Genomic DNA, 14780 nt, shown 5'->3' with positions numbered 1-14780 from the left:
TAAAAGACAAGATTGGAGACATACTCGTGCTGGCCTTACTCGGCGTCGCCACCATCATCGTTCTGCTCGCCGCCATTCTGTCGCGGCGCATGTCGGCGCTCGTCGCGCTGATCGTCGTCCCGGTCGCCGCTTCGTTGATCGGCGGATTCGGGCTGCAAACCTCGCACTTCGTCCTCGGCGGAATCAAGGCGCTCGCGCCCGTGGTGGGGATGTTCGTTTTTGCGATTCTCTACTTCGGCACGATCACCGATGCCGGCACGCTCGATCCGATCATCGATCGCATCTTGCGCACGGTCGGCACGCGCCCCACGCGGATCGTCATGGGAACGGCGTTGCTCGCGCTGCTCATTCACTTGGATGGATCGGGCGCGGTGTGCTTTTTGATTACGATTCCCGCCATGCTGCCGCTCTACGATCGATTGAAGATGGACCGGCGCGTGCTGGCCGCGGCGGTCTCGATGGCGGCAGGCGTGAATTTTCTGCCATGGACGGGCCCGATGATCCGCGCCTCGGCATCGCTGCATCTGCCTGTTTCCACGATCTTCAATCCGTTGATTCCGATCCAGATCGTCGGGCTCGTGTTCGTGTTCGGCATGGCATGGGTGCTGGGCAAGCGTGAAGAGCGGCGGCTGGGCGCGGGTCTCGAAGGGGCCGGGCTGACGCTCGCCACACGGGAATTGACCGACGAGGAGAAGGCCCTGCGCCGGCCGCGCAATTTCTGGTTCAACATCCTGCTGACCGTGGTGCTGCTCGGCACGATGGTCGCCATGGGCGAAAGGATTCCGCCTGTCCTCATGTTCATGGTCGGCCTGTGCGTGGCCTTGCTCGTCAACTATCCGAACGTCGAGATGCAGCGCAAGCGTATCGACGCGCATGCGCGGGCCGCACTGATGATGGCCGGCATTCTGCTGGCGGCCGGCGTGTTCACCGGCATCATGCAAGGCAGCGGCATGCTCAAGGCAATGGCGCAAGCGGCGGTGGGGTTCATTCCGGCTTCGATGGCCTCGCATATTCCCGTCGTGCTCGGCTTGATCTCGATGCCGCTTAGCCTGCTGTTCGATCCCGATTCGTTCTATTTCGGCGTGTTGCCGGTCGTCGCCGAAGTGGCGGCGCAGTTGGGCGTGCCCGCGGTCAAGATCGGTCAAGCGGCGATTCTCGGTCAAATGACGACCGGCTTTCCCATCAGCCCGCTCACGCCCGCCACGTTCCTGGTGATCGGCCTGACGGGCATCGATCTGGCGGAACACCAGCGATTCAGCTTCCCCTTGCTGTTCGGTGCGTCAGCGGTCATGACGATCGCCTGTGTGCTGTTCGGCATCTTTCCTCTCTGATCTTCGAACTTATGTCGACTGCAACGCCTCCCCGCGTCGTGCGGATCGGTGCGGGCGCCGGCTACTCCGGCGATCGCATCGAGCCCGCGGTGGAACTCGTCGAGCACGGTGCGCTCGATTACCTCGTCTTCGAATGCCTGGCCGAGCGCACGATCGCGCTGGCGCAACAGGCGCGTCGGCGCGACGCCGAACTTGGCTACGACCCGTTGCTCGAGGCGCGCTGGCGTGCGGTGCTGCCGCTCGCGGCTGAACGCGGTGTGCGCGTCGTCACGAACATGGGCGCGGCCAATCCCGTCGCCGCGGCGCGCAAGACCGTCGCACTTGCGCGGGAGCTCGGCATCGACGGCCTGAAAATCGCCGCCGTCACGGGCGATGACGTACTCGATGTCGTGTTGGCCGGGGACTATCGGTTCGAAGAATCGGGCGAACGCGTATCGACGTTCGGCGACAGAATCGTGGCCGCCAATGCGTATTTGGGCGCGCAGCCCATCGTCGATGCGCTGCATGCGGGCGCCGACATCGTCCTGACCGGACGCGTGGCCGACCCGGCGCTCTTTCTCGCGCCGTTGATCCATCGCTTCGGCTGGTCGATGAGCGATTGGGACCGGCTTGGACAGGGCACCGTCGTCGGCCATCTGCTCGAATGCGCGGGGCAGATCACAGGCGGATATTTCGCGGATCCGGGTGTGAAAGACGTGCCGAATCTTGCCCGCCTCGGCTTTCCGATCGGGGAAGTGAGCGAGGACGGCACGGTCGTGATCGCGAAGGTGGCGCACGCGGGCGGGTGTGTGACCGAGGCCACGTGCAAGGAGCAATTGCTTTACGAAATTCACGATCCGAGCCGATATCTCCAGCCCGACGTGGTCGCCGATTTCACCGGCGTCAGCATGAAACAGCAGAGCGCCGATCGGGTGGAAATCGCGGGTGGCCGCGGTGCGCCGCCTACCGCGACGCTGAAGACGTCGGTTGCCTATTTCGACGGATTCATCGGCGAAGGGCAAATCTCGTACGGCGGCGCGAGCGCACTCGCACGCGCCCGTCTCGCACTCGACATCGTGCGCGAGCGCTTGACGATGACGGGCGTTGCCATGCGCGAACTGCGCTGCGATGTGATCGGCGTCGATTCGCTATATGGCGCGACGGCCATCGGGGCGAACGAGCCTTACGAGGTGCGCGCGCGCGTCGCGGCGCGGTGCGACTCCTGGGAGGAAGCCGTGCGCATCGGCAATGAAGTCGAAACGCTTTATACGAATGGCCCGGCCGGCGGCGGCGGCGTGACGAAATCGGTGCGCGAAGTCATCGCCGTGCAATCGGTGTTGCTGCCGCGCGAAGCCGTCGCGCCGTCGGTCGAGATCTTCGAGGGTTGATATGAAAATACGCGAACTCGCGCATGGCCGCACCGGCGACAAGGGCGACACGCTCAATGTCTCGGTGATCGCGTTCGATGGCCGCGACTATCCGCATCTGGTTCGGCATTTGACGGCAGAGAGGGTGAAGGCGCATTTGCAGCGCGTGGTGCGAGGCGAAGTGCGCCGTTACGAGCTGCCGGGGATCGGCGCATTGAATTTCGTGCTGGAACACGCGCTAGGCGGGGGCGTGACGCGTTCGCTGGCGCTCGATGCACACGGCAAATCGCTTAGCGCCGCATTGCTCGACATCGACGTACCGCCGCCCGATCGAGGCGGCGTTTAACCACGTACAAAACAGTCGAGCGGCCCGTGTGCGTCTATCCGGAGGTGCTTCGCACAAAGGACACCGCGATCGGCGCTTCGCGAGCAGCTTCGAGTGCGTGCCGGGGCGGCGAACGACGGAGCAGTGACGTCGTTCAAGCCGCGCGTCGCCGCGATTAGATCAATATCGCGAAACCTGATTCCCGTCGACCCGCACACGATCGCCCGGGCGGAGGTCGCCCGGCGTTTGCATATCGAACGATCGCATGGAGCCGTCGCTCAATTGAATGTCGACGCGGTACCCGGTGGGCTGTCCCATGTTCTGGCCGATCTGATTGCCGGCCACCGCGCCGCCGAGCGCGCCGATCACCGTGGCGGCATCGCGCCCATGTCCCCGGCCGATTTGGTTGCCCAGGACGCCACCCACGACGGCGCCGACGAGCGTGCCCGCCACGCCGGACGGGCTCGTTGCGCCGCCGATCGGGCGAATACCCGCCACCGTGCCGTATTGCACGCCGTAGCCGCCCGGCTGGACGTATCCGGATTCCGGCGGCGGAGGCGGAGGCGTATAGCCCGGCTGCGCATATTGCGGCTGCGCGTATTGAGGCTGGGCATATTGCGGCTGTGCGTATTGCGGTTGCGAACCGTATGCACCGTACGGATTAGGCGCGACGCAGGCGGTAAGCGACAGCGCGGAAACCGCAACGAGCGGAACGAGAAGGGCGGTCTTGGTCAGCGTGGGGCGTTTCATCAGATTCTCGACGTCGATTGAGCGCTCGCAAAGCGCAAATGAATCGGTTGCGGATCGGAGTATAGGGAAAGCTCAAACGGCTGTATGCGGGCGCCGGGTAACAGGATGTAAAGTCTGTTGCCGCGCGCTGAGCGCGGCCCATTCCCCCGTCCGGATCTAACGCAGGACGAACATCGCAAGGGCCGCGGCGCTCATGACGACGGTTACGAGCCACCCGAGCGCGAGCACGGAACGGCTCGCCGTGTAGGGCCCCATCACCGATCGTCTCGACACCAGAACCATGATGACGATCATGAGCGGCACGGACACGACGCCGTTGATCACCGCGCACCAGAACAGCGCTTTCATGGGGCTGATCGAAGAGCGTTGCAAGACGAGCGCAACGAGCATGCTCACGATGATGATGCCGTAGAAGCCGCGCGCGTCTTTCACGCGGCGCTCGAGTCCTTCGTTCCACCCCATGGCTTCGGATAGCGCATAGGCCCCCGAGCCGGCGAGCACCGGCACGCCGATGAGGCCGACGCCGAGAATGCCCACGGCGAACAACAGATACGCAAGGTCGCCCGCGAGCGGCCGCAGCGCGCTGGCTGCTTGCGCGGCGGTTTCGATGTTCGTCACGCCGGCCGCATGGAGCGTGACGGCGGTGGCGAGCATGATGAACCAAGCCGTGATGTCGGAATAAAACATGCCGCTCCACGTGTCCCAGCGAATGCGCCGCAATTCCGACGGCGCCGCGCTCGCGTCGAGTACGAGCGGCGAACTTGCGCGATTCGCGTGCATGTCTTCCACTTCTTCGGACGCTTGCCAAAAGAAGAGGTAGGGGCTAATCGTGGTGCCGAAGACCCCCACCACGACGGCCGCGGCCGATGCATTGGGCGTGAAGTTGGGCCATAGCGTACCGAGGGCCACCTGCCGCCATGGCACGTGCACCGTGAAGAGCACCGCCGCGTAGGCGAGCAACGAGACGGTCAGCCACTTCAAGAAGAAGACGTACCGGTGATACGGAATGAACACTTGCAGCAGCAGCGTCGTGAACACGAAGAGCGCCGCCATCATGTGCCGATCGAGGCCGGTCACCAATTGCGCGCATTCGCCTATCGCGGCCACGTCGGCGGCGATGTTCAGCGTATTGGCGACCAACAGCAACAGCACGACGCTGTATAGCACCAGGGGTGGAAACGCGCTTTTGATGTTGGCGGCGAGGCCCTTGCCGGTGACTCTTCCCAAGGTCGCGCACATCAATTGGACTGCCGCCATCAACGGAAAGGCGAGCGGCATCGTCCAAAGCATGTTGACGCCGAATTGCGCACCGGCTTGGGAATAGGTGGCGATGCCGCTGGGATCGTCGTCCGCGACGCCGGTGATGAGCCCCGCGCCCAACTTCGGCAGCGGGTGTTTTTTGATCCGGTCGCGGAGCGTTCTATAGATGCCCGGCCGCTGGGTCGTATCGGCGTTCATTGCGATGCGTCATTTTGGTCAGCGTCAAGCTTGACCGCCGCCTGGCTTTTGGGCTTGATCGGCGTCAATCATGTGCCGTCTAACGAACCGAAAGCTGTCGCTTCACCGCCTGATTCCATTGCACGAAATCCTAGAATAGATTCAGGAAATTCTTACTTCAATCCACGCTTTGGTACTTTAGTATTTGCCGCGCTCGACCGTTTACTGCTATTAATACGAATTATTCGCGGCTGACCTCCGGCCACGCGTCAAAATCAGCAAAAATGATGACCGAAGCGCAATCGCGTTGGCACCAGTTCTCGACATGGGTCGAGCGAATCGACCATCTGCCGTATTTCTTCGCGATCCGGCGCGGACTCGCGCTGCCGTTGCCGCTCATTATGGTCGGCGCGCTGGCGCTGCTGCTTCGCTATCCGCCGTCGGACGCGATGAGCCGATGGTTGTTCGCCGCCTTCGGCTCCCATGCGCAAGCGTTCGCCGACAGGTTGCTGGCCGGCACGTTCGGCATCGGCGCGCTCGTGGCGCTAACCGGTTTCGCCGTCGCCCTGACGAATCTTCACAATCAGCGGCCCGGAGTCAGCCCGGTCAATCCTGCGATTGCGGCGAGCATCGTCGCCTCGTGCTTCTTCACGTTGATCTTCGTCGATGGCGACGCCACGCCGCTCGCTTCGCTCTCGGTCGCCGGCGGCATGTGGAGTGCCTTGTTGGCCGCCTCCCTCGGCGGCACCTTGTTTCTTAAGCTCAGCGGCATGCGTTTTCTGCGCATTCCGCTCAATCACCTCAGCAACGATCCCGTAGTGGGCGACGTCTTCACCGTCATGCCGGCGGGGATGCTCACGATCCTGATCTTCGCCGCGGGGAAATTTGCGTGGATGTCGATGGCGTGGCCCGGCTATGCCGACACGTGGGGCGCGTTGCCTTTCACCTTGTCCTCGAAGCTCTCCGATAACCTGCTTTTCGGCGTCGTCTATGAGATTGCTTCGCAAGTCCTTTGGCTATTCGGAATCCATGGACCGAACGCGCTTTTCGCGGTGGAGCGGTACGTGCTCGATCCGGCCGGAAGCGCGAATGTCGCGGCGGTGGCGCACGGCGGCCACGCGGCCTTCGTGTTTACCCATGACTTTTTCTCGGTGTTCGCTAGGATGGGCGGCTCGGGCGGAACGCTCAGCCTTATCCTGGCGCTGCTGTTCGTGAGTCGGACGGTGCGCTCGAGGAAACTGGCGCTTTTCATCATGCTGCCCGCGCTGTTCAACGTGAACGAGCCGCTGCTGTTTGGGCTGCCCTTAGTGCTCAATCCGCTCTATGCGATCCCGTTCATTTTGACGCCGGTCGTGCAGATTCTGATCGGCTATGCGGCCATCGTCTTTCACGTGATGCCGAAGACGAGCTACGGCGTCGCTTGGACCACGCCGGCGCTCTATAGCGGCTACGCCGTCACGGGTTCGCTCGCCGGGACGTTCGTGCAGCTGCTGTGCTTGGCGGCGGGGGCGGCGATTTACGCGCCTTTCGTTCGCATTGCCGAATATCTGGCCGGCAAGCGAAGCCAAGAGACGCTCACGTCCCTGCTTCGCATCGCGGAATCGCCAGAGCTGAGCCCGAAGGCGATGCGTTATCTCGACCTGCCGGGCGAGGAGAGCCGAATTGCGGCGACACTCGCGAGCGATTTGGACGACGCCATCAAGGCGGGCGATCAGATCTTCCTCGAATTTCAGCCGCAGATCGATTGCAGAACGGGGCGTGTCTTCGGCGTCGAGGCGCTTTTGCGTTGGCGTCATCCGTTCTTGGGGCGAGTCGCGCCGCCGATCACCATCATGTTGGCCGACGACATCGACCAGATCGATCGGCTGGGACTCGCCATCTTGTCCCTGGCCTGCCGGCAACGGAGCGCGTGGCGCCATGTGCTGCCGGATGATTTGGTCATGGCGGTCAATTTGTCGCCGCGACAATTGCTCGATCCGGATTTTCACCGAAAGGTGCTGGAGATCCTGAGCCGCGAAAAACTGCCGTCTTCATTGCTCGAACTCGAAATCACGGAATCGACCATTTTGCTGCCGCATGCCAACGCGATCGACAATTTGAAGCAGCTTCGCGCCGCGGGCGTGAAGGTGGCGATGGACGATTTCGGCATGGGGCATACGTCGCTGCACTATCTGCGCGAAATGCCGCTCGACACCGTGAAGATCGACCGCTCGCTGGCCGACGTCACGGCGGGCAGCGTCAACGAGCACATCGTGCGCAGCATTGCCGATCTGAGCCGCACGCTCCATCTTTCCTTGGTGGTGGAAGGCGTCGAGAACGAGCCGCAATTGAAGCGTCTTTCGGCATTGGGTTGCGAGCGCTTTCAGGGCTACTTCTTTAGCCGCCCGCTCGCCGCCGGCGACTGCCTCGAATTTATTCTCGACGCGCGCCGGCAGCACGCTTTCACCGTCTAGGCGATATCGCCTAGGCCGTGCACGTTCGGGTTCAGCCGCGGATGGTGCGTTGCGCGTCGCCTCCTTGCGACGTGTGCACGTCGACGCAGATCTCTTCCTCGACTTGAACCGTGGCGTGCTCGATGTTGAAACTGAGGGCCAAACGCCGTTGAACGGCGGCGACGACTTCATGCGACGGCACGCCCGGCGAGGGATGTACGTGCAGCGTCACCAAGTGCCGCTCGCCGGTGATCGACCACGCATGAATATGATGTGCGTCGCGCACCTCGGCCACGTTTTGCTCGAGGTCCGCCTTGATATCGGCCAGCGTGACGCCTTCGGGCGTGCCTTCGAGCAGGATGTGCGCCGAAGATTTGATGATGCCCCATGCACCTTTCAGGATAATCGCCGCCACGAGAATCGAGAGCAGCGGATCGATCGGCATCCAGCCGGTGGCGAGAATGACGCAGGCGGCGGCGATGGCCGCGACCGACCCCAGCATGTCGCCCACCACATGCAGCCATGCGCCGCGCAGGTTCAGATTTTCGCGGTTGCCGCCGTGTAGGACGAGGAACGAGACGACGTTCGCCGCCAGGCCCGCGATCGCGACGACCAGCATGGTCTTGCCTATCACCGGCACGGGCGAAGCGAATCGTATGATGGCCTCGACGAAAATCCACGCGGCGATGACGAACAGCGCGCAGCCGTTGACGAAGGCGGCGAGGATTTCCAACCGCTTGTAGCCGTAGGACAGCCGCGCCGTGGCGGGCCGTTTTCCGTAGTGAATGGCGGCCCAGCTGAAGCCGAGCGCGGCCGTGTCGCTGACCATGTGTCCGGCGTCCGCGAGTAGCGCCAAGGAGCCGGACAGCAAGCCTCCGACGATTTCGATGACCATGAACGCCGCGGTGACGGCCAGCGCCCAGCCGATGCGCCGCTGATCGGTCACGCCATGCAGGTGATCGTGTCCGGCGTGGCTATGGCTGTGACCATGACTATGCCCATGGTCGTGACCGTGATCACGCTCGTGGCCATGGTCATGGTTTCGATGGGGGTGACCGTCGTGGTCGTGATGAGAATGCGCCATTGCCGTGTTCGTTTAGGGGTAGGTCGATTTGGAATAAGCGGGATTGTCGCCCAGTTTGGCTAGTGGGAGTGACGATGATGGATGTCGGGGTAATGCGCGTGCGTGTGCGTGATCATTTCGTGGCGATGCGGATGCGTATGCGGCTCGCTGCCGTCCCACGCGAAATCGTGCGCATGCCGATGATGTTCGTCGTGACGATGCCGATGCGTGTGGTCGAGCGGCTCGTGCGTGTGCGTATGCTCATGGCGTTCGCGCAGATGCAGCCAGACGCCGATCGCCATCAGCGCCGCCGCGCACCAGAACGCGAGCGAGGGCATGTCCGGCCATAGCGCGAGCGACAGCGCCACGCCGAACAGCGGCGCCACGGAGAAATACGCGCCCGTGCGCGCCGTCCCAAGATTGCGAAGCGCGACGACGAACAGCACGAGGCTGACGCCGTAGCCGGCGAATCCCGTCGCCATGGCCGCCGCGGCTTGCCCTATCCCGGGCATGCCCACCCCGAGCATGTACGCGATGACGAGGTTCACGGGCCCCGCGACGAGCCCCTTCACGCAGGCGATCACCATGGCGTCGTTGGCCGACACCTTTCGTGTGAGATTGTTGTCGATCGCCCAGCACAGGCAGGCGAGCGCCACGAGCAGCGCGCCGACGGGCAGGCCGGCCGCATGGGGCTTCCATGACAGCAGCACGCCGCCCGCCACGATCGCCACCATGCCCAGGAAAACCTGTAAATCGACGTTTTCGCGAAAAACTACCCACGCGATGACCGCGGTCAACACGCCTTCGAGGTTCAGCAGCAGCGAACCGGTGGCGGCCGGCGTGCTGGTCAGCCCCAGCATCAGCAGCGCCGGTCCCGCCACGCCGCCGGCCAGAATCGCGCCGGCGAGCCAGGGCAGTTCGGCGGGCGCAATGCGGGCGTCATGAACGTTCGCCTTGCCGGCCCCTAAATAACGCCGCACGAGCATCGTCAGCGCCAGGCCCACGCCGCTACCGAGGTAGAACAACCCCGCCAGCATGAAGGGCGATAGCGCGCCCAGCAACAGCTTGGCGATCGGCGTGGTGGCGCCGAACAGGGCGGCTGCGAGCAGCGCGGTCAGCGCGGCGTTGAAGGATCGGGCAGGCATGAAGGTGTTCATCGTCGATTGAGCAAGCGCAATCCGTTCGCCACGACGAGCAGGCTCGCGCCGACATCGGCGAACACCGCCATCCACATCGTGCCGAGACCCGCAAGCGTGAGCGCAAAGAATACGGCCTTGATCGTCAAGGCCAAGGCGATATTTTGCACGAGGATGCCGTGGGTCGCTTTCGACAGACGGATGAACACGGGAATTTTGCGCAGGTCGTCGTCCATCAACGCCACGTCGGCGGTTTCGATGGCGGCGCCCGTGCCCATGGCGCCCATCGCGAAGCCGATGTCGGCGCGGGCGAGGGCAGGCGCATCGTTGATGCCGTCGCCTACCATGCCGACCATCGCGCCGCCTTGCGCGAGGCCTTCCACGGCGCGCAGCTTGTCTTCGGGGAGCTGGTTGCCTTCCGCGCGATCGATGCCGACGTGACGCGCGATGGCGGCCGCGGTGTGCGGGTTGTCTCCGGTCAGCATCGCCGTGCGGACGCCGATCGCATGCAGTGCGGCAATCGCGTCGCGGCTCGTCTCCTTGACGGTGTCGGCCACGGCAAAGAGCGCCAGGACGCGGCTTTCGTCGAACAGCAGAATGACGGTCTTCCCTTGGCTCTCGATTTCGTCCAAACGCGATTCGAGGGCCTGCGAACACCGGCCTTGCTCTTCCACGAGACGATGATTCCCGAGCCAATAGTTCACGCCGTCGATCGATCCTCGCACCCCGCGTCCCGGGATCGCTTCGAAACCTTCGACGGTCAGGTGCGCAACGTCGGCCGCGCTCGATGCCGTGGCGACGGCCAACGAGACCGGATGATCGGAACGGGCGGCTAGACTGACGGCCAAGGCGCGGCAGTACGCGGCGTCCACCTGCGCAAGGATCTCGAAATCGGTTTGCTCGGGCTTGCCCCGGGTGATCGTTCCGGTCTTGTCGAGCGCGAGCCAGGCGAGTTTCCGGCCTTGCTCCAGATACGTGCCGCCCTTGACGAGAATGCCATGGCGCGCGGCCGCCGCTAGAGCGCTGACGATCGTCACCGGCGTGGAAATCACGAGGGCGCACGGGCACGCGATGACGAGCAAAACGAGCGCCTTGTACACCCAGTCGTGCCAGCTTCCTCCCGCGAGGATCGGCGGCAGGACGGCGACCGCGAGCGCTACGGCGAACACGATCGGCGTGTAGATGCGGGCGAATTGATCGACGAACCGTTGCGTCGGCGCCTTCGCGCCTTGGGCTTGCTCGACGGCGTGAATGATGCGCGCGAGCGTGGTGTTGCCCGCCGCGGCGGTGACGCGGTATTCGAACGAACCCGATTCGTTGATGGTCCCCGCGAACACGGGATCGCCTTCAGTTTTGTCGACGGGCAGGCTTTCGCCGGTGATCGGCGCTTGGTTGATGCTCGAGCGTCCCGCACAGATCGTGCCGTCCAGCGCGATTTTTTCGCCCGGCTTGACGCGGACGGTCGCACCGAGGTCGACCGACCGCGCCTCGATCTCTTGCCACGTGCCGTTTGGCTGCTTGACCGTCGCGGTTTCCGGTGCGAGTTGCAGCAGGCCTTGAATCGCATGGCGCGCGCGATCGAGCGACTTGGCCTCGATCAATTCGGCAATCGTGAACAGCACCATCACCATGGCGGCTTCAGGCCATTGGCGAAGGGCCAGCGCGCCCGTCACGGCGATGCTCATCAACGCATTGATATTCAGATTGCCGTTGCGTATCGCCACCCAGCCTTTCCGATAAGTCGTCAAGCCGCATGCAAGCACCGCCAGCACGGCCAATGCGGCCGATATCCAGCCGGGCAGGCCGAACCAACCGGCCGCCTCCGATGCAACGGCTGCCACGCCCGCGAGGGCAAGCGGCCACCAAGGCTTTTTTTGCGGCTCGGGGGCCGTGTCGAACGTGGCATTCGCCTGCGCGATTTCAGGCGTAAAGCCTAATGAACGAATCGCGGCGAGCACGTCGTCGAGCGCCTTCGGTGCATGCACGACCGTCAATACGCGCGCCATCAAGTTGAATTCCATCCGCTTGACGGACGGCATGCCGCCGAGCTTCTTGCGAATCAGCGCTTCCTCGGTCGGGCAATCCATCTGCTGGATGCGGATCGGGGTTTGCATGTCGCTGCCGACCATGGCCGGCGCGTCCAATGCGGTTCGTGCGGGCGCGGCTGGGGCTGCCGAGCAACAGCTGGAGCCATGCGCACGGGGGTGATCGTGGTCGTGGTCGTGGGCGTGATCGCACCCGTGCTCGTGCTGCCGGGAGGCGTTGATCGGGGCGGAGGGCGGCATCCGAAGGTTCCTAGCGTCATTTTGCACGCATTGGACACCTTGAAGCCGCTACAAGGTCAAGTCTTAATGAAAGCAGCCCGTGGCTATCGGAAGAACCGCTCCTCCGGCCGCGCGCCGGCCCTTACGCGGCAAGCCGAGGACATTAGGCCACCGCGCGCGCCGATGTGATGCTCGCTTTCTGCCGCCCACAGGCGAAGATCGCGAGCGATGCGGCGGCGGCCGGCGCGGCCACGATGGCAAAAAGCAGCGGGAAGCTGATATCGGCTGCCAGCAGCGCCCCGCCGACCAGCGCGCCCACTACCGATCCGAGCCGCCCGATGCCCAGCGCCCAGCTGATGCCGGTGACGCGGCTCGAAGTGGGGTAATACCGCGCCACGTAGGCGTTCGCGCCGATTTGCGACCCACTGATGCAAAAGCCCACGCCCATGACCGCTAAGACGAGCGGCGTGCCGGCCGACACGCCCGTCGCCACGAGGAAGACCGCGCCGAACGCATACGACCAAGCCAAAATGACCGTCGGGCTGCGCTTGTCCATCAGTTGACCGATCACCAATGCGCCGATGGTGCCGCCCACCTGATACATGACAGCGACCTTCGATGCCAGGGCGAGCGGCAACCCGGAATGATGAATGAGCGTCGGCAACCAATTCGTCAATAGGTAGACGACGAGCAAGCTCATGAAGAAGACGATCCAAAGCAGCAGCGTGCCGGTGCGGTACTCGGGCGTGAACAGCTGCCGCACGGGCGAACCGCCATGCGCGGTTTCATTGAGAATGAAACGTGTATCCGCGGGAATCGCATGCGGGGCGATCTTGCGCAGGATCTTGGCAATCCGTTCTTGCGGAACGTCCTTGCGCAGCATGAGGTAGCGCACCGATTCGGGCAGCACCGCCAGCATGATCGGAACGAGCGCGAGCGGCAGCACGCCGCCGAGAATCAGCACGCTGCGCCAGCCGTACGAGGGCAGAAGCTGAGCGGCGGCCACACCGCCTAACCCCGATCCCAACGTGAAGCCGCAAAACATCACCGTGGTGAGGAACGACTTCTTTCGCTCGGGACAATATTCGGAGGTCAAGGCAATCGCATTCGGCATGGCGCCGCCTAGCCCGAGACCCGTGACGAACCGCAACGCGATGAGCGCGGCGATATTGGGCGCGGACGCCGCGAGCAGGCTGGCGATGCCGAAGAAGCCCACGGTGGCCACGAGCGTCTTGCGCCGGCCGATCCGATCGGCAAGCGGGCCGAACAGCAACGCGCCGACCATCAGCCCGATGAGGCCGGCGCCGAACAGCGTGCCGAGCACGGCCGGCTGAAGGCGCCATTGTCCCGCCAGCGCCGGCGCGATGAAGCCGACACAGGCGGTATCGAACCCGTCCACGGCGACGATGGCGAAGCACAGCAGCAATACGCGCCACTGAAAAAGGGAAACACGCTGGCCATCGAGCCAGCGGCGAATCTCGAGCGGATTTTCCGGGGTAGGCATGAGTCGTCTCCAAGACTTTGTCGGCTACTTGTAGTGTCTCGAAGCGTGACGATTCCACTTGAATTCGTCTACGCGCACTCATGAATGCGCGTCATTCACGGCAGTGATTTCGCTGAACGAAGCCCATAGCGGGGAGGTGCGTGCGCCGCCGCTCGGCCAAATTAGGGAAAGCCGCAGTGGCGCTGCCGGCGATGGGGTTGAGCGGCTAGACGGAGAAGGCGTCGAACACGAGCTGCCGCAGCCATTGGTTGCCGGGCTCGCGGTGATTGCGTGCATGCCACAGCACGTTGATTGCAATATCCGGGATCTTGACGGGGCATGCCGCGCTGGCGAGGTTGAACGGGACGAACGTCCGTGCCGCATACGCTTCCGGCACCACGGCGATCAGATCGGTGGTCTGCAAGATATGGCCGACGGCGACGAAATGCGGCACGCGCAGATGGACGTTGCGGGCAATGCCCGCTCGTTGGATGGCCGAGTCGACCATGCTGTGCCCCGTCCCCTCGGCAACGATCGATACGTGCTCCGACTCGCGGAACGCTTTCATCGTCATGCCCGTCTTGGCGAGCGGGTGCTCCTTTCGAAACAGGCAGACGTATTTTTGTCTAAACAAACGCCGCTGAAAGAACCCTGCCTTTAGATCGGGCAGAAACCCGATCGCGAGATCGACCGCGCCGCGCTCCATGTCGTCGCGCAGCGCGTCCGACTGGTTGCGCACGGTGCTGATCGATACGCCCGGCGCTACCTCGGACAGCCGCTTCATGAGGGCCGGCAGAAAGTAGATTTCGCCGATGTCCGTCATGGCGATGGTAAAAGCGCGCGCACTCGAGGCCGGGTCGAACTGGGGAGTGGCGTTCAGTGTGTTGTGGATCGTGCCGAGCGCGTAGGCGATCGGCTCCGCGAGCGTCTCGGCGAACGGCGTCGGCGCCATGCCCTTCGACGTTCGAAGGAACAGCTCGTCGCCCAGCACCTTCCGAAGCCGGTTCAACGCGTTGCTGATCGCCGGCTGCGAAATACCGAGCGTGGACGCGACCGCGGACACGCGCCGCTGCCGAAGCAACTCGTTGAACACCACGAGCAAGTTCAGATCGATATCTTGTAGTTCCACGCGCGGTCTCCTTCGATGATCTACGCATTATCACTGCGGGTGATGTGTCATATCAACGAGTTTCTATTTATCAATGGGGGCTGC

At 63.7% G+C, this 14780-nt stretch carries 11 protein-coding genes; 4 read left to right on the top strand and 7 right to left on the bottom strand.

What is annotated here, in order from left to right; all coding sequences use genetic code 11:
- The first annotated feature begins 26 nt into the window (after positions 1-26).
- Genes ACTHNR_RS12535 through ACTHNR_RS12525 form a run of 3 tightly spaced genes read left to right on the top strand, consistent with a single transcriptional unit; the run spans position 27 to position 3023 of the window.
- Positions 27-1331: a CitMHS family transporter gene (locus ACTHNR_RS12535; protein ID WP_440547947.1), complete on the top strand. Its 1305-nt coding sequence runs from the start codon at positions 27-29 to the stop codon at positions 1329-1331.
- Between the two features lie 11 nt (positions 1332-1342).
- A complete protein-coding gene (locus ACTHNR_RS12530; RefSeq protein ID WP_440547946.1) occupies positions 1343-2698 on the top strand; it encodes an acyclic terpene utilization AtuA family protein in 1356 nt (451 codons plus the stop codon).
- Position 2699: 1 nt separating this feature from the next.
- Positions 2700-3023: an AtuA-related protein gene (locus tag ACTHNR_RS12525; RefSeq protein WP_440547945.1), complete on the top strand. Its 324-nt coding sequence runs from the start codon at positions 2700-2702 to the stop codon at positions 3021-3023.
- Positions 3024-3182: 159 nt separating this feature from the next.
- Here the strand turns inward: ACTHNR_RS12525 and ACTHNR_RS12520 are convergent, their stop codons facing one another.
- The gene (locus tag ACTHNR_RS12520) at positions 3183-3752 is read right to left on the bottom strand and encodes a glycine zipper 2TM domain-containing protein (protein WP_440547944.1); all 570 of its coding nucleotides are present in this window, start codon (positions 3750-3752) and stop codon (positions 3183-3185) included.
- A gap of 156 nt (positions 3753-3908) precedes the next feature.
- A complete protein-coding gene (locus tag ACTHNR_RS12515) occupies positions 3909-5210 on the bottom strand; it encodes an NRAMP family divalent metal transporter (protein ID WP_440547943.1) in 1302 nt (433 codons plus the stop codon).
- 263 nt (positions 5211-5473) lie between these two features.
- Between ACTHNR_RS12515 and ACTHNR_RS12510 the strand changes: the two genes are divergently transcribed.
- Positions 5474-7642: an EAL domain-containing protein gene (locus ACTHNR_RS12510; RefSeq protein ID WP_440547942.1), complete on the top strand. Its 2169-nt coding sequence runs from the start codon at positions 5474-5476 to the stop codon at positions 7640-7642.
- Between the two features lie 31 nt (positions 7643-7673).
- Here ACTHNR_RS12510 and ACTHNR_RS12505 read toward each other — a convergent pair whose 3' ends face one another.
- The 5 genes from ACTHNR_RS12505 to ACTHNR_RS12485 all read right to left on the bottom strand — a co-directional run bounded on the left by ACTHNR_RS12505 (position 7674) and on the right by ACTHNR_RS12485 (position 14696).
- Entirely contained in the window at positions 7674-8705 is a 1032-nt protein-coding gene (locus tag ACTHNR_RS12505; RefSeq protein ID WP_440547941.1) for a cation diffusion facilitator family transporter, read from the bottom strand.
- Between the two features lie 59 nt (positions 8706-8764).
- Positions 8765-9829 carry a DMT family transporter gene (locus ACTHNR_RS12500; RefSeq protein WP_440547940.1) on the bottom strand — a complete coding sequence of 355 codons (1065 nt, stop codon included), beginning with the start codon at positions 9827-9829 and terminating at the stop codon, positions 8765-8767.
- An 8-nt stretch (positions 9830-9837) separates the two neighbouring features.
- Positions 9838-12105: a heavy metal translocating P-type ATPase gene (locus ACTHNR_RS12495; protein WP_440547939.1), complete on the bottom strand. Its 2268-nt coding sequence runs from the start codon at positions 12103-12105 to the stop codon at positions 9838-9840.
- Between the two features lie 142 nt (positions 12106-12247).
- A complete protein-coding gene (locus tag ACTHNR_RS12490; RefSeq protein ID WP_440547938.1) occupies positions 12248-13588 on the bottom strand; it encodes an MFS transporter in 1341 nt (446 codons plus the stop codon).
- Positions 13589-13793: 205 nt separating this feature from the next.
- Positions 13794-14696 (bottom strand): LysR family transcriptional regulator, encoded by a 903-nt coding sequence (locus tag ACTHNR_RS12485; protein ID WP_440547937.1) that lies wholly within the window; start codon positions 14694-14696, stop codon positions 13794-13796.
- Positions 14697-14780 lie beyond the last annotated feature (84 nt).

It is taken from the genome of Trinickia sp. (assembly GCF_051954495.1).
GTDB lineage: Bacteria > Pseudomonadota > Gammaproteobacteria > Burkholderiales > Burkholderiaceae > Trinickia.
This window is presented reverse-complemented; position numbering and strand designations above follow the sequence as displayed.

Coding starts and splice junctions, on each gene's coding strand:
- ACTHNR_RS12495 (WP_440547939.1), bottom strand. CDS start 12,105: ATGCCGCCCTCCGCCCCGATCAACGCCTCCCGGCAGCACGAGCACGGG.
- ACTHNR_RS12530 (WP_440547946.1), top strand. CDS start 1,343: ATGTCGACTGCAACGCCTCCCCGCGTCGTGCGGATCGGTGCGGGCGCC.
- ACTHNR_RS12520 (WP_440547944.1), bottom strand. CDS start 3,752: ATGAAACGCCCCACGCTGACCAAGACCGCCCTTCTCGTTCCGCTCGTT.
- ACTHNR_RS12505 (WP_440547941.1), bottom strand. CDS start 8,705: ATGGCGCATTCTCATCACGACCACGACGGTCACCCCCATCGAAACCAT.
- ACTHNR_RS12500 (WP_440547940.1), bottom strand. CDS start 9,829: ATGCCTGCCCGATCCTTCAACGCCGCGCTGACCGCGCTGCTCGCAGCC.
- ACTHNR_RS12510 (WP_440547942.1), top strand. CDS start 5,474: ATGATGACCGAAGCGCAATCGCGTTGGCACCAGTTCTCGACATGGGTC.
- ACTHNR_RS12490 (WP_440547938.1), bottom strand. CDS start 13,588: ATGCCTACCCCGGAAAATCCGCTCGAGATTCGCCGCTGGCTCGATGGC.
- ACTHNR_RS12515 (WP_440547943.1), bottom strand. CDS start 5,210: ATGAACGCCGATACGACCCAGCGGCCGGGCATCTATAGAACGCTCCGC.
- ACTHNR_RS12525 (WP_440547945.1), top strand. CDS start 2,700: ATGAAAATACGCGAACTCGCGCATGGCCGCACCGGCGACAAGGGCGAC.